Raw genomic sequence first — 24,541 nt, 5'->3', positions numbered from 1 at the left:
GTTGTATCATGATTTTGATAGGCCGCCCCTGCTGCCACTCATTTCGACTTTGACCCATTGTCGTACCGAGTTGACCAGGAATATTTTTGAGCATTTCGATAATTCCTTCAGATGGATAATCCGCTCCCGGATCTGTTTTGTTTCTAGCAGGTATCCACGGAATGTCCCAGCCAGCACTCCGCAGGAAATTGGAGGTGTTAGTAATTCGCCATTGATTTCGACGACAAGATTGCCAATGCTGAATTCGGTCAACTCTCTTTTTTCATTGTAAAGTAAAGTGCCGTCCATACCCGGCTGGGTGGTGGGCGGGTAGAAGTTTCGATTTGTAGTTTTATGATATAGAAAAATTTCATCTGAATTCACAGGATGCTTGGCCAGGCATGCTTTGAATGACTTTTCCGTTGTCTGGAAAGGATGAGCTTCAGAATCGATTAGTCCGGTTCTGTTAACTAAAACCCGTACGCGTTGTGGCGAATTAAATCTGGCTGACAATTTTTCCAGATGGTCGGTCAGGTGCTCTCTGGAAAACGTATAACTAAAGTAATCGGCTGAGTCTCGCATTCTCTCGATATGCTTCTCCAGCAGGAAATATCCATTCTGTGAAGTCCATAAAATGGTTTCGAGGAGTGAAAACTCTTTGGGAGGTTCCCATAGAACACGGGCTTTGAGCAGTGCTTCGCTGTATTCGTCTGCGCTGGTTGAGTCCCATACGATGCCCCCCCCGACGCCATATTCTGCTTTGCTGGTTTCCCTGTCTATGAGCGCTGTGCGGATGGCCACGCTGAACTGAGCCTTGCGATTTGGAGCGATATACCCGATACTCCCTGTATATATCTTACGAGGTGTTGACTCTAACTCTGCGATAATATTCATGGTGCTGACTTTTGGCGCGCCAGTGATGGAAGCGCATGGAAAAAGCGCGGAAAATATCTCATCCAGCGATGCGTCGGTATTTGCCTGCACCGTCGAGGTCATTTGGAGCAGGGTGGGATATTTTTCAATTTTGAATAACTCGGGCACTTGTACACTGCCAACCCGCGCAATTCGGCCGAGATCATTACGGATCATGTCCACGATCATCACGTTTTCAGCGCGATTTTTGACCGAGTTGTGCAGCCATTCGGCTTGTATCAGATCTTCGGAAGTTGTGCGCCCGCGTTTGGCTGTTCCCTTCATGGGGCAGCTGAAAATTTTATCTCCGTTTAACTTGAAAAATAATTCAGGCGAGGCGGAGCAGATCACATGGCGGCCAGTGTCGATGTAAGCTGCATATTTATTTTGGGTTTGCGCGAGATTAAGAAAGAAATCCCATTCCCTGCCTTTGAAGTTTGCATCCAGCCGCATGGTGTAGTTGACTTGATATGTTTTGCCCTGCGCGATATAGTCTTTTACTTTTTCAATTGCGGTGTTATAACTTTCGCGGGTGATGCCTGCCTGCCAATCCAATACGGGCAGGCCGCTGAATTCTCTTAAGCTCTCCAGTGTCTTGATCGCTTGCGGCTGTGGGTACAGTCCAAACCATAGCAACGGGAAATTGCCTGCATTTTTAACATTTAATGCGCTGTCGAACGCCGGCGCGGCTTCATAGCTGATAAATCCCGCCGCGTGCCAGTTATTAGTGTTGATCAATCGCTCTACTTCCTGCAGTGCAGCACGCACACTTTCAATATGGTCCGTGCTGATAAGGTGATGCGGATTTGAGAAATACAGCCACTCGTTATTGCTTTTCAATAAAACTTCATTTTTTTGGATCAAGGCAGCCTCAAGGTGAAAAAATTCCTTTCAATTGTACCTCGCTGGTTTCCAGCGCTTTTTATGATGATCGTGATCTTTGTGATCTCATCTCAGTCTGGAAATGACCTTCCCAGCTTTCGGAATTGGGATTATGCCATCAAAAAGGCGGGTCATGCGCTTGGTTATGGTTTGCTTGCATTGTCCTATTTTCATTATTTGAAATACAACGCAAGGCGATACTGGCTCGCGTTGTCCTTGGCGCTTGCGTATGCCATAACCGACGAATTCCACCAGTCATTTGTATCAGGAAGACATGCGTCAATATTTGATGTTGTGATCTTCGATGGTCTCGGGGCGTTTGCTGCGCTCTGGATATTTTCACGTTTTTGGAGCAAACATGAGGAAGAAATATTCACGCCGTGATTTTTTGAAAGCGGCATCCATTGGCACGGCTTCTGTGATTGCCTTGTCTTGCGGATTGATCGACCCCGCGCTTCTCTCTGCGACTGAGGAGCCTGTCCCAGCGCCAATGGATATTCCCCGGTCTGGCTCCGACCTGCGAACAGCCGAGGTTCTCATCCTTGGCGCGGGTATTGCCGGCCTCGCTGCTGCTCGTATGCTCGTGGATGATGGGGTGAGTGTGATCGTCCTTGAAGCTCGTGACCGCATTGGTGGCCGTTTATGGACGGATTTTTCTCTTGGCTTGCCGCTTGATCTCGGCGCGTCCTGGATTCATGGCGTGAATGGGAATCCGATCAGCCAATTGGCAAAACAATTTGACGTGCAAACTACTCCAACAGATTACGATAACAGTATGCTGTACGATTTTGACGGACGTGGAATGTCCGATGCGGAATATGCGCAGGTCGAAAGTTTGTATGATTCCATTTATGCTGAAGTTGAAGCGATGCAGGAAGATACTGAAAACGATACTTCTCTTCAACAGGCATTCGATAAAGTCATATCCAGTCAAGATCTCTCCAAAGAAGAGCTGCGCAGGCTGAATTTTTATATTCAGCAGGAGACCGCTCTTGAATACGGCGCTGACCCGGATCATCTCTCCTTGTGGGAATGGGATCAGGATGAGGTATTCAGCGGTACTGATGTAGTCTTCCCAAATGGATATATCCAGATCGCAAATGGATTGGCGGCAGGGTTGGATATTCGTCTCAATGTGAAGGTGGCGGGTATTTCTTACGGAGTAAACGGCGTGGAGGTGGAAACTTCATCTGGCGTGTTCGCGGCAGATAAAGCTGTCCTCACGTTCCCGCTTGGGGTGTTGAAGCAGGCCGTAGTTAAGTTTGATCCGCCGCTGCCAGTGTGGAAACAAGCCGCAATAGACCGGCTTGATATGGGCGTGTTAAATAAGGTGTATTTGAAATTCCCCCAACTGTTTTGGGATGAAGAGATTGAAACAATTTCATATTTGGGCGAAAGCATTGGGGAGTGGTGTGACTGGCTGAGTTTTGTGCCGTACACGGGTGAGCCTGTTTTGATGGCATTTCACGGCGGTGCAAAAGGGTTTGCGATCGAAGGTTTATCGGATGATGAAATTATCGCGGGTGCGATGAAGACTTTACGTGTGATATATGGTGAGCATATCCCAGAGCCTGCTGGGTTTCTCGTCACCCGTTGGGGAAGGGATCCTTTTTCGTTTGGCGCATATTCCCACATCCCGCCTTACGCCAGCGGTGATGATCTTGACGCGCTCTTTGAGCCAGTGGATGACATTTTATTTTTTGCGGGCGAGGCAACAAACCGTAAATATCCTGCCACTGTGCATGGAGCGTATCTGTCAGGCTTAAATGCGGCGGGGAAAATCAGGTAATTAATGAATCAAAAAAGAGATGACCATAAAGGACATCTCTTTTGTTTTATCTCACATTACTCAAATTCAATTTCGATCTCTTCATCCTCTTTCCACTCATCCATCTTCTCGAATTCGATATCCCCGAACAGTTCATTTTGGATCGCGGAAATGCGGTAGCGTTTGATCAATTCCAGCATTGCTAAAAAAGTCACCACAATTTCAATCCGTGTGGATTTGTCCGTGATCAATCCGCTAAAAGACATGCGCTGAATATTCTTCATGGTTTTCGTGATGAACTCGATCTTCTCGCGGATGGTCACGCGCGGCGCGGAGATGATCGTGCCGAGCGCTTTCTTTTCCTGCCCCTTCGCGAAAGCCGATGCCGCCGCGGCCAGCAGGCCTTCCAATGTCAAGTTGGAAAGATCCAGTTTTGCCTCCACTTTAGGGGGCGGCGCAACACGTAAATGTGTACGCAGGTTTTGTTCCTGGCGTGTCAGCAGCCAGCCGGCGATTTCCTTGTAGCGCTTATATAATATCAATTGTTCAACAAGGTCTGTGCCGGGGTCTTCTTCGCCGGGTTCACGCACGATGGGGCGCGGCAATAATGCCTCTGACTTTATCTGCACTAATTTTGCCGCGATCACAAGGAATGATGATATTTCATCAGGCTTCATTTCCTCAAGCCCGTGCAGGTAGGAAAGATATTGGTCCGTCACGGTCGCAAGTGAAATGGCGGTAATGTTTAGCTCGGAGCGTTCGATCAGGCTGAGTAAAAGATCGAGCGGTCCCTCGTAAACAGGGGTTTGAACTTTGTATCCGGCAAGCTGATTTCCTAACAGGTTTTCCATGGAGCGCGAATTATACCAGTGTATAATCCTGCGCATGTCAAAACTAACCCATCTCGATCAACATGGTCGTGCTGCCATGGTGGATGTCGGCGCGAAGCCCGATACTGAAAGAATCGCCGTTGCGAGCGGTGAAGTCCATATGAAAAAAGAGACATTTGACCTGATCCGCGCCGGTCAAATCAAAAAGGGTGATGTCCTAACTGTGGCTCAGATTGCGGGCATTAGCGCTTCAAAACGGACCTCGGATCTGATCCCGTTATGTCATCCGCTCTTTCTTTCAAAAGTGGATGTAGACCTCGTGCTGGACGAATCTCTGCCTGGTGTTGTCATCACCGCCACCGTAAAGGTCACAGGCAAGACGGGCGTGGAAATGGAGGCCTTGACTGCTGTCTCTGTCGCAGCCTTGACCATTTATGATATGGCCAAGGCCGCCGAAAAGACCATGCGAATACAAAATATCCGCTTGATCGAAAAACATGGCGGGCAATCAGGTGATGTAGTCAATACTTAAAGTTAATGTTTTAGGAGAATAATGAATCACATAAAACTTTTGTTTTTTGCAACCATTCGCGACCGTGCCGGGACAAAATCTCTTGAGATTGATATTCCCGCCGACCTGACAATTCTTGGCTTAAAGGAAAAACTATCAACAGATTACCCTGACCTCAAAGACTCTTTAAAATCTGTCTTGATCACCATCAACCGTGAATATGCATTTGACGAAGCGATTGTGCCGCCCAGTGCGGAAATCGCACTGTTCCCGCCCGTGAGTGGCGGATAATATTTTGGAGTCCGGCAGCTCGCTGTCTTAAATAACATGCAACCTTCAACGTCAAACCTTCCCACTATTTTCTCCATCACAGAATCTGAAATAGACTTGAACGATCTATTGGCGCAGATCACACTCACCTCCACCGGGGCGGCGGCGATATTCACCGGTATGGTGCGCGGCGAAACCACTCGCGGCGAGGCGCATGTGACTGAATATCTTGAGTATGAAGCCTATGTGCCAATGGCTGAACAAAAAATGAAGCAGGTCGCAGATGAGATCCGTGAACGCTGGCCGGTCATCGAGGGGATCGCTGTTGTTCAGCGCATTGGCAAACTCTACCCAAAGACGCCGACAGTGTTGATCGCCTGTACTGCAGCCCACCGTGATACGGGTGTTTTTGATGCCGCCCGCTATGGCATTGACCGTTTGAAGGAGATCGTGCCGGTTTGGAAGAAGGAAGTTGGACCCGGCGGCGCGGAATGGGTGGAGGGAGCGTACACCCCAAAGCCGGGAGAGTAGCATGTATTTACACACGACCCGCTTGATCCTGCGTAATTTTATTGAAAGTGATCTTGAGAATTTTTTAGCGTATCGTAACGATCCTGAGGTTGCAAAATATCAAGGCTGGGGGCTTCCATATCCGCGCGAAAAGGGTGAGGCTTTTATTTCATCCATGAAGGATAGGATCGCCCTTAAAGAGAATGATTGGATTCAATTTGCTGTCGCCTTAAAAGAGACAGATGAATTAATTGGCGATCTGGGTTGTTATATTAAAAAGGATGATATCCGCCAGGCGAGGATCGGATTTTCGCTTGCTGCAAAATATTGGCGCAGGGGCTATGTCAGTGAAGTGGTCCCGTATTTATTGAAATACCTTTTTGAAGACATGGATATTCATCGTGTTGCCGCGGATTGCGATGTGGAAAATATCGCTTCGTATCGGACCTTGGAAAAACTTGGTTTCCGCCGCGAGGCGCATTTTGTTGAGAGTTATTTGGTCAATGGGATTTACGCGAGCGAATATCACTATGCCTTGTTGCAGCGGGAGTGGCGGGAAAGATCCGGGAAATGATAAGGGGCTGCCATAAGGAGCAGGCTTGGCAAGAGTGGGGAACAGAGAATTTTAGAGCGTCACGCTTTTTATCCAATGGGGTTTTATGTGCAGTTATATCTGTACATATTTTGGAGGAAGAATGCAGGAACGAATCGTTATTACCGGTATGGGGACGGTCAACCCCCTTGGACTGAACGTAAAAGAAACATGGACTAATTTGATCGAGGGCGTATCCGGGGTCGGGCCGATCACTTTATTTGATTCACATGCGGCGGGTGTGCAGGTCCATATTGCCGCGGAAGTAAAAGGATTCAAGCCTGAAAATTTCATGGATCCAAAAGAGGCGCGCCGCCGCGACCGGTTTGAACAATTTACAATTGCGGCGGCTCGTGAGGCTGTCACACATTCCGGCTTGCAGATCACCGAGGCCAATGCCGGGCGCGTTGGCGTGATTATTTCTTCGGCGATTGGCGGGTTATCTTCATTGCAGGAGGCGATTTTGACAACTCATACTGAGGGACCACGCCGCGTTAGCCCATTTCTGATCCCTATGCTGATGGCGAATGGCGGCGCAGGCATGACGGCGATTGAGTTTGGAATTAAGGGTCCGTGCTTTTCCGTGGCGTCCGCTTGCGCATCTGGTTCGGACGGCATCGGTACTGCCTTGATGATGCTGCGTACTGGAATGATCGACGCCGCGCTTACAGGGGCGGCTGAGTCGACGATCACAACCACAGGCGTGGCTGCCTTTGATCGCGTGGGGGCAATGTCGCGTCGTAACGATGACTACTCGATGACTCCCCAGCCTTTCGATAAAAATCGTGATGGATTGGTGATGGGTGAAGGCGCTGCGGTGCTGGTACTTGAGCGGGAGTCGGATGCGAAGGCGCGCGGTGCCGTGATTTACGCCGAGCTGGCTGGGTACGGTGCCACTGCCGATGCCTTCCATGTGACAGCTCCGCAAGACTCTGGGGAGGGCGGCGCTTCCGCGATCCGCATGGCATTGGCCTCTGCGCGGGCAAATATTGATGAGGTTGGTTATATCAATGCGCATGGAACGGGAACGCTCCTGAACGATCAATCTGAGACTCGCGCGATCAAAGCCTCATTTGGCGATCTGGCGTATAAGATTCCAGTTTCGTCCACCAAATCCATGACCGGACATATGATGGGTGCGACCGGAGCTTTGGAAGCGATCTTTTGTGTCCAGGCGGTGCGTGAGGGCATCCTTCCGCCTACGATTCACTACGAAACCCCCGATCCCGAATGTGATCTCGATTACATCCCCAATAAAGCGCGCGAGATTAATACAACGCTTGTCATTAGCAATGCCTTTGGCTTTGGCGGACATAACGCGGTTCTGGCTTTGAGAAAATATTCATAAAATGACTGGTCATATAAACCACAATAAAATAACGTGAGTTAATCCCCGATCTCAGTGCGATTACGCCCGCCTTGCTTGGCGGCGTACATGGCTTCATCTGCGCGGTGGAAAATTTCCTCAACAGACTCTGATGGGACGTTGTAACTCTTTTCAACGATCCCGATACTGAGCGTAACAAAGGTATCGCCTTTTTGGGTTGGCACGTTGGTTGCCGCCACCGCCGTGCGGATGCGTTCCGCCAGCGAATAGGCTTGTTCCGCGTTCGTCATGGGCAATAGAATGATAAATTCCTCACCGCCATAGCGGCCGATCGTATCTGCCGAACGTAATTCCTTGACCGCGGTATCTGTTACGATTTTCAGGATCTGGTCGCCCAGCATGTGCCCAAAGGTATCGTTGAATTTTTTAAAATGATCAATATCATACATTAGAACAGAGAGCGGCTGTTGATAGCGCTGGGAAATTTCAAATTCCCGCTCGGCGAGTTCGTACAGGTAACGGCGGTTATTAACTCCGGTCAGCGGATCTGTGCGCGCCAATTGCTTTTCGAGTTCCAGGGCGTTCTTCAATATCAATTGAGACGCCTCGAGCGATTGCTGCGCCAGCTTGCTCTCGGTAATGTCCTGGTGAATGGCGATCACGCCTTGTCCGTGTTGATACAAGGGAACCACGGTGATGGTGAACCAGCGCTGCTGGTCGGGTGAATTGCATGCATACTCGGCTTTGAATTGCGATCGCATCCCATTTAATACCGCGCGTATGCCCAGGTCAACCTGATTTGCGGTCTGGTCGCCATTTTGGATCGCCACTTCACAGGCAGCGAGATAGTTGTCTCCCAAATACGCATCGGGATCGGGACTGTTATTTTCCTGCGCAAATTTTTTCCAGGCTTCGTTAACGGCGATGATGACGCCGTTCTCATCCAATACCGCAATATGTGCGGTCAGTGAATTTAGAATGCTTTTGTTAAAGAGTTCGCTGGCGCGCAGTGCTTCTTCCGCCCGCTTGCGCTCTGTGATGTCGTGCGCGGCGGCAAAGACACCCTGCGTTTTCCCGTATTCATTCTTATAAACCGAGGCATTGTAAAGCACGTCTGTTGTCTTGCCCGAGATATGTTGGATGGTGAGCGGATAATCCTTCACGAATCCTTCCGCCAGGACCGTCTGATAGCCTTTCCGCGCTTTTTCTGGATCTGTGAAATAATTGGAAAACTCGTCGCCGATCAATTGTTCGCGCAATACGCCTGTAATGAGTTCTGTGGCTTCATTTGCATCCTGGATCTTGCCATCCGGCCCAATGGTTACGAGCGGGTCGAGACTGGCTTCGATCAGCCGCCTGTTATATTCACTGGCTGCCTGCAATGCCGCTTCCGTTTGTTTGCGTTCGGTGATATCAGTGGCAACGCCAAGGATCTTTTCCACCCTGCCTTTTTGATCAAGGATGGGAGAGTAAAGAACATCAAACACCAAACCTTGAATTTTTGTTTCATGCCGCTGACTTTTGCCGCCAAGTGTGTCTTTCACTGCGTTGATAATGTCCGGGTAATCTTTATACACATCCAGGACCGACTGACCAACCACCTGGCCGGGTTTTAAGCCAAGATTGACCAGACCTTTTCCTTCTGAAAGCGTGAATACCCCTTTTTCATCTGTCACAAATATGATGCCGGGTGCATTGGATACTACTGTGCGATAACGTTCTTCATTTTCACGCACAATGACCTCAACCCGCTTGCGCTGGACGACATCCCAGCTAAAATTTGCCAATTGGGTGACAGTGGAAATATCTTGATCTGTATAGGCGGTCGGTTTATTCCCCACGCCCACGATCATCACGATCTGTTCGTTTCGCATGATCGGAACGACCAGTTCGCGCAGAACAGGCGCATGTCCCTCGGGCAGGCCTTTGCGGTGTGCAAGGTTTGGATAATCATTGTGTATCACTGCCGCGCGGGCATGAACCGCATCCACCCACACCCCGGCCTGGTCAATCGAATAATGACTGCCCTTTCCTTCAGCTGTGCACATATTGTTCAGTGTGTTGGTAGACCACATTTGCAGCTTCAGTGTCTTCTGGTCTGCTTCAAGGAAATGCCCAAAGCCGATCGTACTGCCGGTTAAGGCTTCGGCTTCGTCAAGCGTCATTCGCAATAATTCGTCCAGGGTATGAGAGTCCGCGAATTGACTGATCTTCATGCGCGCTTGCAGGATGATCTCAGCTTGTTTGCGCTCGGTGATATCACTGCCGTACACATAGGCTTGACCCATGTTTGGTACGCCGCGCATCGTCAAAAGGAAAACGCTCTCCCTTAATTTCACCTCATATGTGTTCGTGGACCCGCTGCGAATGCAATCGATCAAATCATCTGCCGCGATTTCCGGAATGATCGAACTTATATCTATGTCCGTTTCAAGACCAAGGCTTAAAGCGGCTGGATTTGCCTGTCTGATAAAACCGGAACCATCAATACGCAGGGACGGTCCCGGATTAAGTGCCGGGAAATAGGCGAATTCTTGCAAAGCCTCTTCCGCCTGCTTGCGTTCCGTGATGTCACGAATAAATACCAGATCACAAGCCTGTCCCTGCCAGATGGTGTATGTGCCCGCTATTTCCGCGTGGAAACTTGAGCCGTCCTTGCGGCGGATAATCGTTTCATATCTGGTGGGCACATCCAGCCCCGCGATCCGATCCTCGAGCCGTTGTTTTAATTGCGGGTACACGGATGGATCAGCCAGGTCTTTTTGGCTGGTTTGTAAAATTTCATCTTGTGTGTACCCCAGTAGTAACGCGGCTTGGCTGTTTGCATAAATATGCCGTCCTGCGGCGGTGCCGATCAGGATGCCGTCTGTGATGTTCTCAGCCAAATTGCGGAAGTTTGCCTCGCTCATCCGCAGTTTCTCATCCGTTTGTTTGCGCTCGGTGATATCCTGGAAGAATCCATAGACGCGCCGTTGTTCCAGATCGGCTTTCCCAATGGCATGCACCCAGCGTTGATTGCCTTTTGCTGTGATGATTTCCAACTCTTCATTGAATGGTTCGCCGTTCTCTATTGCGCGCTGTACGGCTTTTTCAATGATCGGTCTGGATGTGGGCGTATAGAAATTGATGCCTTCTTCCACAGTCGGTTGATAGCTCAGATCCAATTCATGGATGCGGTAGATCTCTTCCGTCCAGGTCTGTTCTTTTGTGTCAATATTAAGTTCCCAGCCGCCAACATGTCCAATAATTTCTGTTTCTGAGAGTAAATTTTTTATTTTTTGTAATTTCTCATCCGCTTGTTTGGTTTCAGTAATGTCTTGGATTAGAAGTACCAGATAATCCACGGCGCCATTGGTGTCCCGCACACAATGGGCGGCAATATGCGTGTAGAGCAGCGTGCCGTCGCGGCGGATGAAACGCTTATCCAGCGAGTATTGATCGCTCTTTCCCGCTATTACTTCTTCCAGCAGTTGAATATTCCTATCCACATCTTCGGGATGCGTTAACTCGACCCAGGTCATGCCGACCAGTTCCTGCGTTGTGTACCCGAACATGTCTGCCAGTTTCTGGTTAACTTCAATGAAGCGCCGCGCGGGGGAGGTGATCGCCATTCCAACCAGCGGCAGGTCCCAGAAGCGGCGCAGGCGTATTTCGGCTTGTTTACGCTCGCTGATATCTTTCACGGTTGCTGAATAGCTAACAACGTTCCCAAGTTCATCCTTTATGGCAAATGGGCTGACGATGACCGGAAAACGCGCGCCGTTCTTGCGCTTAAATATTAATTCAAAAGTTGCCGCCGCGTTTGCCAGTGTTTGTTGAAATGCCGATTGAATATGCTCGTATTCTTCTTCAGGCCAGTAAGGATGCGGAATTCCCGTGTTTATGATCTCTTCACGTGAGAAGCCGGTCATGCGGCAAAGGGCAGTATTGACATCCAGGTGCACGCCGTTTTTATCGAGCACTGAAACGCCATCCTGCATGGAATTGATCAGATCGTTTGAAAAATTCAGCGCGGTCTTGAGCGCCTCCTCCGCCCGTTTGTACTCGGAAATATCCTCGATAAAGCCCTCAAAAATTTCGTTTCCAGTCACATATTTTATGGTGTGTATGTGCAGACGGCCGATGAACGTACTGCCGTCTTTCCGCCGATATAGATTTTCAAATGTATTCAACTCCGGGTTTTCTGTTCGCAGGCGGATGATCTCCAGGCGGCGCTGCGGGTCGGCAAAAATGTCTGTGGATACATTCTTGATCTTTTCCCGAACTTCTTCAGGGGATGCGTAGCCGAACATTGTTGCGAATGCCGGGTTGACCAGGACAACCTTTCCTTCCGGCGTGGACTGAAAGATCCCAAGTGTGGCTTTTTGGAACAGGTCGCGATATCTTTCTTCGCTTTCAAGTAAAGCGTCTGCTCCACGCTGACGCGCCATCAATAAATTACTTATACGTGCGAGTAATTCCTCCACAGTAAAAGGCTTGTTGATATAGTCTTCCACCCCTGCTTGCAGCATCTCCACCCTTAATTTTTCATCCGCCTTGGCGGTCAGCATCACGATCGGAACATCCTTCAATTCGCTATGTTTACGGATTGCGGCCACCATTTGGTCGCCGCTCATGATCGGCATCATTACATCCGTCAGGATCAAATTGGGCTTCAGTGCGAGCGCCTTTTCCAAACCGATCTGGCCGTTGGCGGCGGTGAAGATGCGGTACTGCTTTTTGAGCGCGCTGGAGATGAATTCATTCATGTCCGGACTGTCTTCCACCACCAGGATCGAAGGCGCGTTTGAATTTTCCCTGGTGACTGGGTCTTGTATGTTCACATGTTCCATGAACAGTTCATCTACTAGCTCCAGGCTGGTTTCATTCTCCATATTATTGGAGGATAAGTCCACGCTTGTTCCTGCGGGCGCTGAAAGTGGAATTCGAACAGTAACCATGGCGCCGTTGTCCGGGCTGTCGCCTATTGTTATGTCGCCATGATGCAATTCGACAAATTCCTTAACGATCGCCAGTCCAAGCCCCGTCCCTCCATGCTTGCGAGAGGCATTTCCCTCTAATTGGTGAAACCGTTCAAACACAACTGCTCGCTGGGCAATCGGTATGCCTGGACCGTTATCGGACACCTGGGCAATTGCGTCTTCCCCTTCAACAGCCAATGCCAACTTTATCCTGCCCCCGTCGGGCGTAAATTTGAACGCGTTGGACAACAGGTTGAGAAGAATGCGCTGGTATTTTTCTGCGTCCACCTGTGCTGTGAAGGATCCCTCTGCTTCCACTTGATATTGTATGTTCCGCTCATCTGCGACCACGTTGAACTGGGACGCCAGCATGCGGACCGATTGCACCAGGTCAATTTGAGAATAATGAAGGGCCATCTGACCGGCATCCAGCTTGGATACATCCAGGAGGTCATTCACGTGCCGATGCAGGAAACGCGCGTTGCGCCGCACGACATCCAGGTCGTGGCGTAATTCAGGGTCAAGATCGGGCGAGTGCAGTGCCTTTTGTACAGGACCCAGGATCAGTGTCAGGGGGGTGCGAAGTTCGTGGCTGACATTGGCAAAAAATTGTGTCTTAAGTTCATCCAGCTCGCGGGTCTTTTCGTATAGCTTTGTAATTGTTTCATTCGCTGTCTGTGTTTCACGCAAGGCGTTTTCTGTGCGCTTGTTCGCCGCCCAGAACCGTTCCTGGACATCGCTGAAAAGATACCCCATAATGACGAACATTGCCACTGAAAACAAATTATATGGATTTTTCACCTCCCAGGAAAGCTGGGGCGGCATGAAGAAATATACGACCATAAGGGCGGAAAGCACCGTGCTGACCAACCCGCCTTTTAAACGCCCGAGTTTTGCGCTGATAAAAACTGCCGGGAAAAATAGGAACCAGACAAAAGGGGAGATATATTGCCAAAATACCCATTGCAGTCCCAAGCCAATAAATGGGATCAAAATTGCAAGAAAAAAGTCACGCCGTTCTTTTCCATGCAAATCAAATACTGACCGTGAATTGGATTCTTTCAAGGTTTCTTTTTTCATGCTAACCGCCCTTTATGATTACAGTTTTGGTAATGGTTTTCTGGCATATTCACCATATCTAAAGGTGAAAATCAAGATGATCTATTTGTACTTAAGCTTATCATGAAACCTCCAGCCAAAATATGACAAAATTGTAATGTTTTATTATGGATCAGCCTCCTTTGTTTGCGGCTCACAAACCTCAGGCGGGCGAATTAAAGCAAAATCGCTGTAAAAGGGCGGTTGTTTATATTTCAAAATCATTCCAATTCCAAATACCCTTATCGGGCGCGTGTAGCGCGGGGATATTCTTTCCGCCGCCATTGACCCGTTTCTCCAAAGATTCGACATGCGCAATTAATGCTGCCAAGGTCTCCCCGATCGTATCGGGCAGGCTGCCGTGCTCAAGGTCGGCTTTTTCATCTGGCAGATGGATGGGATGGTCACGTATCACAACCTGGCCCGGTACGCCGACAACGACCGAATCTGATGGTGTTGACCTGACCACGACCGCATTGGCGCCGACGCGGCTGTTCGCTCCGATGGTTATCGCGCCCAATACTTTTGCGCCGGCCCCGATCACCACATGGTCCTCAATGGTCGGATGGCGCTTTGTTTTGTGCAGGCTGGTGCCGCCCAGTGTCACGCCGTGATAGAGCGTGACATGATCTCCAACTTCGGCTGTCTCGCCAATGACCACTCCCATGCCATGGTCGATGAAAAAATTGCGCCCGATCGTTGCTCCAGGGTGGATCTCGATCCCGGTCACTCCGCGCATTAATTGTGATATCCAGCGCGCGATCAGCTTAAATCCGCTTCTCCATAAACGGTGGGACAGGCGGTGCGCCCAAATGGCATATAACCCGGGGTAACATAGTAATACTTCCAGTGAATTGCGCGCGGCAGGGTCGCGGTCTAAAACAGATTGAATATCTTCGCGAATTATTTTGAACATTTTGGATCTCTACAAAATATTAAAGGGAGTGCTTCAAGGCGAAGCACTCCCTTTAAACGGGAAATTAAACTTCCGCCAGATCGGCGAACAATGGGGTGGATAAATAACGTTCGCCAAAAGAGGGGAATGATCACAACAATGATCTTGCCGTTATTTTCCTCGCGATTGGCGACCTGTAAAGCTGCCCAGGTGGCTGCCCCTGAGGAAATTCCCACGAGCAATCCTTCTTCGCGTGCCATGCGGCGGGCGGTTTGGAAGGCATCTTCATTTTTGACACGGATCACTTCATCATAAACTTTGGTGTTGAGGATGTCCGGCACAAAGCCCGCTCCAATACCCTGAATGGGATGCGGGCCTTTTGTGCCGCCAGAAAGTACGGGAGACGCGTCAGGTTCCACGGCAATGGCTTTGAACGAGGGCTTGCGCGATTTGAGCACTTCGCCCACCCCGGTGATCGTTCCGCCTGTTCCAATGCCTGCCACAAGGAAATCCACTTTGCCGTCTGTGTCGCGCCATATTTCCTCTGCGGTGGTTTTGCGGTGAATTTCCGGGTTGGCTGGGTTCTTGAATTGCTGTGGCAGAAAGTATTTGGATGGGTCGGACGCGGCAATCTCTTCAGCTTTGCGGATTGCTCCGCCCATGCCATCAGGGCCGGGTGTCAGGATCAATTCTGCGCCGTAGGCCCGCAATAACATGCGTCGTTCCTTGCTCATGGTTTCGGGCATGGTCAGGATCAATTTATATCCGCGCGCTGCGGCGACCATGGCAAGCGCGATGCCGGTGTTGCCGCTGGTCGGCTCGACCAGAATGGTGTCTTTGTTGAGAAGACCGTCTCTTTCCGCCGCGTCTATCATCGCTTTGCCGATGCGGTCCTTTACCGAATGGGCGGGGTTATAGAATTCAAGTTTGGCGTAGATCTCCGCCTTTGCCCCTTCGGTGACCCGATTTAATCGGACAAGGGGGGTGTTTCCAATTAATTCTGTGACGTTATTTGCAACCTTCATTTTAATTCTCCTGTTGTTATTAAAATAATAAAACGGCTGTCTGCCAGTCAGTGATATATCCTGACCATTGCAAACGGTGGGACAGACCATCAAGCCATGCATTGATGACTTGTGAATTCTGCGGGGTCAAGCCCACCGTCAGCGGCAAACAGCCGTTTTTCTCTGGGAAAAGGAGCGGTGGTTTAGTGACCCCGCTGTGTACAGATGCAGTTCAATGTGATTTTCATATTCTTTCCTTTATAGAAAATGCGGAGTGGAAATTTCTTACCTGGCCGAAGGACTTTCTTCATGAATTATAGATCATCCCTTATTCGGATCGGTCACAAAGAAAGTTTTTTCGATTTTAGATAGCATGTTGTGGATGGAAGTTTTAGATCGTACACGGGTTCTTGTTGTTATAATTCGGGCATGATTGATCTTAGCTTGATCCCCATGCTTTTTTATGCAGACTGCGGGCGGCAGGATGTAAAACGGATTCCTGACCATGCCTAAAATTTTATTTGTATGTACCGGTAATATGTATCGTTCTCCGCTAGCGGCTGAAATTTTCATTCGAAAATTACTGGAGGATGGAAAATCGGGCAATTGGGTTGTCGCAAGCGCCGGTACCTGGACCAAGCCGGATCAACCCGCTCCACAGGATGCCCGATTGGCCGCTGAAAAATTGGGTCTTGATCTTGGAATGCATCGGACAAGGCTGGTGGATGCGGACATGCTTGATAACCAGGATTTGATCCTGGTTATGGAAAGCGGTCATAAGGAAGCGCTTGCTGTTGAATTTCCAATCGCGCGTAAAAAGATCTATTTGCTTTCCGAGGTGGTCGATCAGCAGGTCTACGATCTGCCCGACCCAATGAAATCTGGACAGGGTATTGATGAGTTGGCGGCGGATATTTCCGCACTGATCGATCGCGGCTACGCCAATATTCTTCGCCTCGCAAAAAAGTCTTTAAAATAGAACTTTAGAAAAAATTCTGTTTTCCAAAGAGCGCACAGAGGAAAGTTTCTGTGCGCTCTTTGGTGATATTGTGTAATGGTTACTCGCTCGCCAGCACGTGCCTTGCGATCACCAACCTTTGAATCTCGCTTGTGCCTTCGCCGATGGTCATCAGGCGCGCGTCGCGGTACATTCTTTCCACGTTGTATTCGCGGCTGTATCCGTTCCCGCCGTGGATCTGGATCGCGTCATAGCAGACCCGTTCTGCCATTTCGGTTGCGTATAGCTTTGCCATGGCGGCTTCTTTGTTGTAGGGACGTCCCTGGTCTTTCAGCCAGGCGGTCTTGTGGATCATCGTGCGGGCTAATTCGATCTCCATCGCCATGTTGGAAAGTTTGAATTGAATGGCCTGGAATTCAGAAATGGACTGCCCAAATGCCTTGCGTTCGCGGGCGTAATCCACTGCGGCTTCAAACGCGGCCTGTGCCAGCCCGACAGAGATCGCACCGATGCTGATGCGCCCCGCGTCGAGGGTGGCCAGTGTTTGCTGTAAGCCGCGTCCTTCCACGCCGACCAAATTCCCAAGCGGCACACGCACGTTGTCATAGGTCACGCCGTGAGCGGGCGAACCGCGCAGCCCCATCTTCTTTTCGGCGGGACCGATCGTTAATCCTTTTGAATCAGTTGGGACAAGGATCATGCTTAAGGATTTCGATCCGCCTTTTGGATCTGTCCTGACAAGTGTGATGATGTACTCCGCGATGCCCGCGTTGGTGCACCACATCTTTGCGCCATTGATGACCCATTCATCGCCCTGTTTTTCGGCTTTGGTGATCACGCCGCCTTGAATATCAGATCCCGCTCCGGGTTCGGTCAATGCGAGCGCGCCGAGTTTGTTCCTGCCGTCAGCGACCAGCGTCAGCCACTTTGATTTCAATTCCTCCGAGCCGTATAATGTGATCGGGGAGGTTCCCAGTCCGTTATGGGCAGTGAGCGCCAGCGCGGTCGAGCCGCAGCCCCAGCCCAACTCTTCCATTGCGATGGCCGATGAGATCGAATCCACGCTGGAACCGCCATAGGCTTCGGGGATGTTCATGCCAAGCAAACCGAGCGGCCCGCCCTTGCGGACCGCGTCCCAATTGAACGATTCTGTTTCATCCACTTCACGCGCCTTGGGCTTTACAACTTTCCCCACAAAATCGTGGACGGATTTTTTCCAGGCTTTTTGTTCGTCATTTAGATCAAAATTCATTTAAGATTCTCCTGCATTAATTTATTTTATATTTCGCCATCGTACACCTCAGGCATTGATGTCTTTGCGAACCGCCGTTTTTGTACTTCGGCGGTGTGGCAATCTCATTGTGTACTGAAACACATCATAAAATTGGAGATTGCTTCGTCCCGATAAAAACATTCGGGATGGCATTGGTAAGGGCAAGAACCTCATCGCAACGACATTTGTACGATAGAGGATTTTATATTGTAATCACTTTGGATGCTTTTGTTTGCGCCTCGATGATCACACCTTCTGTATTGTAAAAACAAATAGCGGAAGGTAGTTCATTGTTTTGCGAAAGCAGCTCAAAATATTTCACTGCCAGTTTTTGTTGCAGGGGTATATCTGCGTTTCCCAACCCGTTGTTCGTGACCAGGATGATGCTGTCTTTCATGGTGCTCCTTTAAGACCGATTAACCAGGATGAATAATAAAGTCCACAATGTGCTGACTGCGAGTTGTCGTATTCCGATGCGCACGGGTTTCCAACCGATGGAAGGATGCGTGATTCCCCACAGCGTTTCAAGCCATTGAACGAGAAAAGGGATGAAAATAAAAAATGGGATCAACTTTGCCAGGCCAAGTATAAGCGATGCGATTAAATTGAAGGTTGTGTAAAGCAAGGCTCTTTTCCCCATCTTCCATAACTCGCTTCTTTCCAGCCCTGTTGCCTGATCCTGTTTCAATTCGCGTTGATCGAGCCTGAGATATGCGTAGACGATACTTGCCGCAGATTGCAGCCATGCCCATAGGAAGAGCCACCAGCCCAGCGGATCATATCTGCCGATCCCGACCCAGTATGCGGCAGGCGCTGCCAGAGCGAGTACGCCGGTTGCGATGACTTCAACACCCGCCTGTTTGCGTTCCGCGCGCCGGCTGACCAGCTTCAAATGCCATGCAAAAACAGCCAAGCCGGGTACTGCTAAAAACAGGAGAAAACCAAAGCCCTGCAGCATCAGTCCGAGCAAAGCCAGGCACGCGACACTGCCATAGAGCAGCAGCCAGAAACGGGCGGCGGCAAGATCGCTCTTGGGGCGTCTGCCGGAATATGCTTTGACAAGCACCGTCATCGGTTGGCGCATCATGAATGCAGACATCGCCGCGAGAACAAGGTTGAAGGCGGCAAACGTGAAATTTCCTCCAGCGAAAATGCCGACCAGTAACGGGCTAAGAATAAAGACCCATGAGCCGTGGTCTTGTGGAAGCGCGATCTGCTTTTTGAAATAATCTCGCATGGTCAGGCAAGCATACAAGAAAACCTTGGTACGCGCAAGGTGGTTATAATATGGGACAAATTTAATCCAAGGAGAAGTTGAGCATGTCTAAAAAGAAACCTGTCAGTAGAAAGAGCAATACCAGCACCCAAACTCCCGAGAAGACCATTCAGTACGCCGCTCTTGCGATCGTCGTGATCGGCGTTCTAGTGGTTATTTTTTCCTTCCTTTCGAAACTACAGAATAAGGAAACCGAGACGACAGCCGGCGGCGGAGAGGTCGTTGCCAGCACTTCGCCTGCCTGCGGAATTTTTGACGCGATCCCCGCAGCCGAACAATATACCGAAGCGCCCGCGCAATTGATCGATGAGGCCAAACAATATTTCGCGACCTTTAAACTGGCCAAGGGCGGGGAATTTGTTGTGGAGTTATACCCTGCCAAAGCCCCGATCACCGTCAATAGTTTTGCCTTCCTTGCTTGTAAGGGATATTTCAACGGCGTGACTTTCCACCGCGTGTTGGAAGGCTTCATGGCGCAGGGCGGCGACCCCACGGGGACAGGCATGGGCGGACCTGGTTATGAATTCGTGAACGAAAATAGCGATCTTGTCTTTGATAAGGCTGGCGTGTTGGCGATGGCAAATGCAGGCCCGGACACCAATGGCAGTCAATTCTTTATCACCTTTGCCCCCGCTGACTTTTTGAACGGCGGCTATACCATCTTTGGTCAGGTTGTTGAAGGCATGGATATCGTGAATGCCATTACACGCCGCGACCCCGACCAAAACCCGTCATTTGCCGGTGATGCGATCGAGACGGTCACGATCACGGAGAAATGATCTCTGGCGCTTGGATGGAAATAAAATAAGAAGGATGAGGTCAAGCGGCCTCATCCTTCTTATTTAAAAATCAATTGTAAATTTCAAATTTCCAGATCCTCATCATCCACGAGGATCGGAGGTGCGGAATTCAGAGCGTAAGACCACATGCCGTTTTCGTACATCATTTCAGCCGCCTCGTATGGAGTGGGCAGGAATTCAAAATTCTGCGCTTCAATAAATTCCAGAATTAATTTATGGGGCGGTCTTTCAGTCTTGAAACTTTTTTGCACGCGCCCGAGGAAATATTTGGCGCTTTCATGCGAGATCTGAAATTGTGAGGCGATCGTTTCGAAGGGCTTGATCTTGTTTGTCATGGGCTCAACCGTGATTGCAATATTAAGAGTGGGGAAGACAATAGTGTAAGGATAATAAGAACCTTTATCACTTCAAAGCTTTGATCTGAAAATAATCAAAGGTCACAGGAGACGGGTCTTTCAAATTCTGGCTTGCCACCAGTCCCACTTGTAAAATATCAAAGTTGACCGGGCTCGCGCTGATGCGATACCAGGCAGATCCATCCGGGCTGACCAGAAAGACAAGCAGACCGTCTCTGAATATCAGCCGCAGGTATACGCTGTCCTGGTCGTATTTTTGTGCAACATAAGGTTCCATCAGGACAATTCCCTGATTATATTCTTCCAAATAGATTCCATCCCCCACACAGCGGTTGACCGGGTTGCAATAGGCATGACCCGCCTGGATAAAGTTCTTTTCAGATTCGTATAGGAGCAATCCCGCAAAGTGGGTACGGTTGTTTTTGGGAAAATTAAGGCTGGTTTCCAATTGGAAATTTCCCTCAGGCGCAGTTTGCAGCAACACATTGGATGCGTTCTTGAGGTTTAAAAAACCATTTTCTATGGTGATCTGCAAAGAACCAGGCACGGCTTCCAAAGACCAGTTGGCAGGATCTTCATTTAGCCACTGCCAGTTTTCGTCCAGAAAGCCCAGGAAATTATCCTGAAAAATGATCCTCTCAGTCTCGGCTGTGGCGGTTGGCTCCGGGCTTGGGGATGGCGATGGAACTTCACTGGAAATGGCATCCGTCGCCGCTGGTGGGACGCTGACCGGGACATCTGTTAAATTAGGTGTAGCATCGGGTGGCTTTGGTGAGGGTGCGCATGCGCTGATCAATAAAAATACCAATGAAAATAAAATGCTGCGTTTCATGGTTTCTCCTTGTACGGTTAATTGATTATAGCGGAGATTGCGATCTTTTCACTATAACCCGTTCTTTTGCCGCGCGGTAATTCCAATCTCGTGAAAGACAAGTGCGTATTACGTGAAAAGGCAAAAAAATCAGGCTTCCTTTGTTTGCCGCTGGGCAATGATGGCATATTTGTAGGACAGCCTCGGTGTCTTATTCATATCCGGCGCGGGATAAGGGGACGCGGGAAATTGTTTGATGTGCTCCTCGTACCATTCTTTTGCGCCGTTGTACCATCTTTCGATGCCTGCTTGTTTTTCTTCCTCTGGCGTGACATCCTGCGCTTTTAACACTTTGAAATAGCCGTGTTCCTCCAGCGCTTGTACGGCTTCATCCATGCCGTATGTCCAGACCCACATCCATTCTTTAATATCGACTTGATACGGTTCTCCGCGCCACCTGGGATGCAGATCGTAGGCGTGCAGAAATAAAAATCCATTCGGTTTGAGCGCGTGATATATGCGGTATAAACTGTGAGACAGGTCGATCGGGTCAAGATATAGCAGCGAGGAAAGCGAACAGGCTCCGTCGAATTCGGCTTCGTAGGTCATTTCGCTGGCAAGTTGATTTACGAACGAGACATTGGGGAAGCGGTCTTTTGCTTTTTCAAGCATTTTGGGGGAGAGATCCGCGCCGCTGACGGTATAGCCTTTTTCAAGCAGGCGCGCAATAACCGGCTGGCCGTGTCCGCAGCCCACATCGAGGATGTGACCGCCTGCGGGGATGTCCTTGAGCCATGCGTCGAAAATTTCCGTCAATGGCGGCTCAGAGAAATAGTTCTCTGAATAATCCAGGGCGATCTTGTCGTACGCTTTTTGGTTGACCAAACGGACAAACGGCCAATCGCTTGAGCCTGACGGAATATCGGCCGGGTCGGGATGTTTCTCCAATGAAAGGGACTCGATCTCTTCTGTGAGCTGACGCATAAACTCGATGCCATCTTCGATTGCGATGTGTTTGATCTTGATCTCGATGCTGCGCTGCCCGGGTCCTGCCTTGCCAAATATGGCGCCTGTATCAGCCGATATTTCGAGGGAATAATTAACATAGAGATTATCTTCATTATTCTCATCTTTATAGGAATTTTTTTCGCGTCGAAAGAAAATGGAGGTCTCCGGAAGCATATCGCCAAAGCCGTACCAGTCGTGTTCTCCGTTCCTGAAATCTTCGATCCAATCGTTGTCTTCAGGAACAGGCAGGCCATAATCTATATGGTGGATAAAATTACGCGTGTAAAAGAATTGCACATCGTTGACTGAGTAGATGATCTCGACCAGGATGTTGCCTGAAGCGTCGAAATTTGACCCGCCCCCGATCACAAATTCCTGATGGCTTTTACCGCCCAATCGCCAGGGGCGCACTTCAATGCGCTCAACAATGGAAGGGTTGTCTTCATTTTCTGCTAATCTATGTTCATACGTAGCCATAGTTTTCTCCAATTATCAGATTTACGCCCGTCTATTGCAGCGGACGATAAATATGGGGTGCGATCCAGAGACCATTATCCTGTTGGGAATTCTCGATGGTATGAAAGAGTCGAAGCGTTAGAACAAAATCCACTGTTTGACCAGTCAGCGAAGCCAGGTCGGCATCCACATTGATCGGCGAATCTCCCGATTTAAAGTCCCATGCCATAAACTCGCCATTATACTTTCCATCAGCATCGTAATATTCCAAAGCAAATTGCACATCACACCGCGTTGATGCCGGACAACGCAGCGTGGCGCGGAAACGATCGCTTGCGCCTACTTTGAATGGCGGGTAACGTAGGAATAAGGCATTGGCATTTGGGATCATTTTCAGCACAGGTGTATCAATGGGTAAACCCTCTGAGACAGGGTCAAGCACGGTTGCGTAACCGCCTGAAATGTCAGCGCTGGGATTCGGACAAGGTGTGAGTTTGATTCCGCCATTCATCCATTCTGCGTTGCACAGGAGGGCGGTGAAGTCCAAAGCAACAGTTCCCAAAATGGCGAATGGTGTTGCTGTTGGAACGGGGCTGGCTGTAAAAGTTGGGATGGGCGTAAATGTTGGCGAGGGTTCAATGACGGGTGTAGTCGTTATTGTAGGCGCTGTCATTGGCGCGCAAGCGGAAACAAGCAAAGTGATAAAGCCAAGAACGGAAATATAACGCATCGAAACTCCTTGGGGAATTAAATAAGTTGTAGAAATAATTGCAGCACTTACGGGATCATATCGAGTAAGCGGTACCAGGTTTTTCCAATATTCTCCATCCATGAATTACCCCGCAGAACGGGCATGAGCGGAATATTTAAATTTGCAAAGGGATTGTAACTTTCCCTGCCAAGAATTGCATTTGCTAATTGCTTTCCTAAATAAGTGGCGAGGGTTACGCCATGCCCAACATAGCACATCGAATACCACATGCCGTCGATCTGTCCTGCGTGGGTATTTTCGTCAAACGTGATACCAAGCGTCCCGCTCCAAAAATAGTCTGTTTTGAAATCAGCTAATTCAGGAAAGACCTTGATCATGCCCCGCCTCAATATATTGATATTCATTTTGGGACTCGCTCCCTTGATGGTCCCTTCACCGCCCCAAACCATGCGCCCATCGGGCGAGAGACGATAATAGGCAAGTACATTCCTTGTATCGTAGGCGACACGGTTATTGGGGATCAGTCGTTTTGCCAGTTCTTTGGGCAGCGGTTCGGTCGCGATCACGAAACTGTCCACAGGTAGAACACGGTGGCGAAATTGCGGCGCGATATTCCCGATCCAGGCATTGGCTGCCAGTACCACTTCTTTTGAGGAAATAATTCCCCGATCCGTTTTGACGATGAAATGGGTCCCGTCTAAACTGTCGACTCTTTCGATTGCAAGCACGCGCGTGCCTTCGTGGATATCGGCGCCTGCGCGCTCGGCTGCGAAGGCCATGCCTTGAACGAATTTCGCCGGCTGGACTGATCCGCTGCGGGGGTTGACCATCAACCCGAAATACGAATCAGTTCCCAGCTCGGACCGGATCGCGTTCTTTGGCAGGATGCTGACATCGAAGCCTGCCACTTCATACAGGGTTTCCTGCTCCCGTTTCAAGGCTTCAAAATGAGCGGGTTTGCTGGCCGCTTCGATATTTCCACAGCGCACAAAATCGCAATCCAGTTTTTCATCATGAACGATTTGTTCAACAGTGTTCGCGGCTTGCACTGCGGCTTGGAACATCTCCCGCGCCAGTTCGCGCCCGTGGATCTTTATGGACTGTTCGAGGGTGTGATGCAGGCACGAGAGCGCCTGGCCGCCATTGCGCGAACTGGCGCCCCAGCCAATGGATTCCGCCTCAACGAGAGTGACGCGCGCGCCGCCTTTTGCCAGTTGCAGCGCGGCAGATGTGCCGGTGAAGCCGCCCCCGATAACAACAACATCGGTGTTTTTGGGGAGGGGTTTGTTTGGGTAGGTTTTAGGCGGCGAATCCACCGACCAGAAACATTCGTGTTGTGTCATGAGGTTTTT

At 49.7% G+C, this 24,541-nt stretch carries 21 protein-coding genes and 1 pseudogene; 9 read left to right on the top strand and 13 right to left on the bottom strand.

The annotated features are described in order from the left end of the window. Window positions 1-6: 6 nt before the first annotated feature. On the bottom strand, window positions 7-1,755 hold the full coding sequence (gene pabB / locus IPL17_RS15355; protein ID WP_345307955.1) for an aminodeoxychorismate synthase component I: 1,749 nt from the start codon (window positions 1,753-1,755) through the stop codon (window positions 7-9). 12 nt (window positions 1,756-1,767) lie between these two features. Between pabB and IPL17_RS15350 the strand changes: the two genes are divergently transcribed. Both IPL17_RS15350 and IPL17_RS15345 read left to right on the top strand, forming a co-directional pair. Beyond that, window positions 1,768-2,157, top strand: a complete 390-nt coding sequence (locus IPL17_RS15350) for a VanZ family protein (protein ID WP_345307954.1) — start codon at window positions 1,768-1,770, stop codon at window positions 2,155-2,157. Continuing rightward, complete coding sequence (locus IPL17_RS15345) at window positions 2,132-3,562, top strand: FAD-dependent oxidoreductase (protein WP_345307953.1); 1,431 nt, start codon at window positions 2,132-2,134, stop codon at window positions 3,560-3,562. The genes IPL17_RS15350 and IPL17_RS15345 overlap by 26 nt, the downstream gene beginning before the upstream one ends. Window positions 3,563-3,618: 56 nt before the next feature. On the opposite strand, the gene IPL17_RS15340 is transcribed toward IPL17_RS15345, so the two are convergent. Continuing rightward, window positions 3,619-4,392: a segregation/condensation protein A gene (locus tag IPL17_RS15340; RefSeq protein ID WP_345307952.1), complete on the bottom strand. Its 774-nt coding sequence runs from the start codon at window positions 4,390-4,392 to the stop codon at window positions 3,619-3,621. A gap of 34 nt (window positions 4,393-4,426) precedes the next feature. On the opposite strand from IPL17_RS15340, the gene moaC reads away from it, so the two are divergent. The 5 genes from moaC (at window position 4,427) to fabF (ending at window position 7,602) form a co-directional block, all read left to right on the top strand. After that, a complete protein-coding gene (gene moaC / locus IPL17_RS15335; RefSeq protein ID WP_345307951.1) occupies window positions 4,427-4,903 on the top strand; it encodes a cyclic pyranopterin monophosphate synthase MoaC in 477 nt (158 codons plus the stop codon). A 21-nt stretch (window positions 4,904-4,924) separates the two neighbouring features. Further along, on the top strand, window positions 4,925-5,173 hold the full coding sequence (gene moaD, locus IPL17_RS15330; RefSeq protein WP_345307950.1) for a molybdopterin converting factor subunit 1: 249 nt from the start codon (window positions 4,925-4,927) through the stop codon (window positions 5,171-5,173). A 36-nt stretch (window positions 5,174-5,209) separates the two neighbouring features. Further along, on the top strand, window positions 5,210-5,683 hold the full coding sequence (locus tag IPL17_RS15325) for a molybdenum cofactor biosynthesis protein MoaE (protein ID WP_345307949.1): 474 nt from the start codon (window positions 5,210-5,212) through the stop codon (window positions 5,681-5,683). Window position 5,684: 1 nt separating this feature from the next. Then, the gene (locus IPL17_RS15320; protein WP_345307948.1) at window positions 5,685-6,236 is read left to right on the top strand and encodes a GNAT family protein; all 552 of its coding nucleotides are present in this window, start codon (window positions 5,685-5,687) and stop codon (window positions 6,234-6,236) included. A gap of 121 nt (window positions 6,237-6,357) precedes the next feature. Then, window positions 6,358-7,602, top strand: coding sequence for a beta-ketoacyl-ACP synthase II (gene fabF, locus IPL17_RS15315; RefSeq protein WP_345307947.1), 1,245 nt, complete (start codon window positions 6,358-6,360; stop codon window positions 7,600-7,602). A 38-nt stretch (window positions 7,603-7,640) separates the two neighbouring features. Here the strand turns inward: fabF and IPL17_RS15310 are convergent, their stop codons facing one another. From IPL17_RS15310 to cysK, 3 genes and pseudogenes are all read right to left on the bottom strand, one after another. Then, complete coding sequence (locus IPL17_RS15310; RefSeq protein ID WP_345307946.1) at window positions 7,641-13,622, bottom strand: PAS domain S-box protein; 5,982 nt, start codon at window positions 13,620-13,622, stop codon at window positions 7,641-7,643. Window positions 13,623-13,848: 226 nt separating this feature from the next. Further along, on the bottom strand, window positions 13,849-14,556 hold the full coding sequence (gene cysE / locus IPL17_RS15305; RefSeq protein ID WP_345307945.1) for a serine O-acetyltransferase: 708 nt from the start codon (window positions 14,554-14,556) through the stop codon (window positions 13,849-13,851). Between the two features lie 64 nt (window positions 14,557-14,620). Then, window positions 14,621-15,560, bottom strand: a pseudogene (cysK, locus tag IPL17_RS15300) (cysteine synthase A). Between the two features lie 484 nt (window positions 15,561-16,044). Here cysK and IPL17_RS15295 point away from each other — a divergent pair. Beyond that, entirely contained in the window at window positions 16,045-16,518 is a 474-nt protein-coding gene (locus IPL17_RS15295) for a low molecular weight phosphotyrosine protein phosphatase (protein ID WP_345307944.1), read from the top strand. Window positions 16,519-16,597: 79 nt separating this feature from the next. On the opposite strand, the gene IPL17_RS15290 is transcribed toward IPL17_RS15295, so the two are convergent. The 3 genes from IPL17_RS15290 to IPL17_RS15280 all read right to left on the bottom strand — a co-directional run bounded on the left by IPL17_RS15290 (window position 16,598) and on the right by IPL17_RS15280 (window position 19,007). Continuing rightward, window positions 16,598-17,749, bottom strand: coding sequence for an acyl-CoA dehydrogenase family protein (locus tag IPL17_RS15290; protein ID WP_345307943.1), 1,152 nt, complete (start codon window positions 17,747-17,749; stop codon window positions 16,598-16,600). Between the two features lie 223 nt (window positions 17,750-17,972). Next, window positions 17,973-18,167: a hypothetical protein gene (locus IPL17_RS15285; protein WP_345307942.1), complete on the bottom strand. Its 195-nt coding sequence runs from the start codon at window positions 18,165-18,167 to the stop codon at window positions 17,973-17,975. Between the two features lie 9 nt (window positions 18,168-18,176). Continuing rightward, window positions 18,177-19,007 carry a YwiC-like family protein gene (locus IPL17_RS15280; RefSeq protein WP_345307941.1) on the bottom strand — a complete coding sequence of 277 codons (831 nt, stop codon included), beginning with the start codon at window positions 19,005-19,007 and terminating at the stop codon, window positions 18,177-18,179. 83 nt (window positions 19,008-19,090) lie between these two features. Between IPL17_RS15280 and IPL17_RS15275 the strand changes: the two genes are divergently transcribed. Further along, window positions 19,091-19,825: a peptidylprolyl isomerase gene (locus IPL17_RS15275; protein WP_345307940.1), complete on the top strand. Its 735-nt coding sequence runs from the start codon at window positions 19,091-19,093 to the stop codon at window positions 19,823-19,825. 83 nt (window positions 19,826-19,908) lie between these two features. Here the strand turns inward: IPL17_RS15275 and IPL17_RS15270 are convergent, their stop codons facing one another. The 5 genes from IPL17_RS15270 to IPL17_RS15250 form a co-directional block, all read right to left on the bottom strand. Next, window positions 19,909-20,181 carry a hypothetical protein gene (locus IPL17_RS15270; protein ID WP_345307939.1) on the bottom strand — a complete coding sequence of 91 codons (273 nt, stop codon included), beginning with the start codon at window positions 20,179-20,181 and terminating at the stop codon, window positions 19,909-19,911. 67 nt (window positions 20,182-20,248) lie between these two features. Then, window positions 20,249-21,034 (bottom strand): DUF1349 domain-containing protein, encoded by a 786-nt coding sequence (locus IPL17_RS15265; protein WP_345307938.1) that lies wholly within the window; start codon window positions 21,032-21,034, stop codon window positions 20,249-20,251. A gap of 129 nt (window positions 21,035-21,163) precedes the next feature. Beyond that, complete coding sequence (locus IPL17_RS15260; RefSeq protein ID WP_345307937.1) at window positions 21,164-22,498, bottom strand: class I SAM-dependent methyltransferase; 1,335 nt, start codon at window positions 22,496-22,498, stop codon at window positions 21,164-21,166. A 31-nt stretch (window positions 22,499-22,529) separates the two neighbouring features. Then, window positions 22,530-23,207, bottom strand: a complete 678-nt coding sequence (locus tag IPL17_RS15255; RefSeq protein WP_345307936.1) for a hypothetical protein — start codon at window positions 23,205-23,207, stop codon at window positions 22,530-22,532. Between the two features lie 47 nt (window positions 23,208-23,254). Next, entirely contained in the window at window positions 23,255-24,532 is a 1,278-nt protein-coding gene (locus tag IPL17_RS15250; RefSeq protein ID WP_345307935.1) for an FAD-binding oxidoreductase, read from the bottom strand. Between the last annotated feature and the right edge of the window lie 9 nt (window positions 24,533-24,541).

This window comes from Candidatus Villigracilis saccharophilus (genome assembly GCF_016711665.1).
Note: the sequence above shows the minus strand (reverse complement) of the source record. Positions and strands in the feature narration are given on the sequence as shown.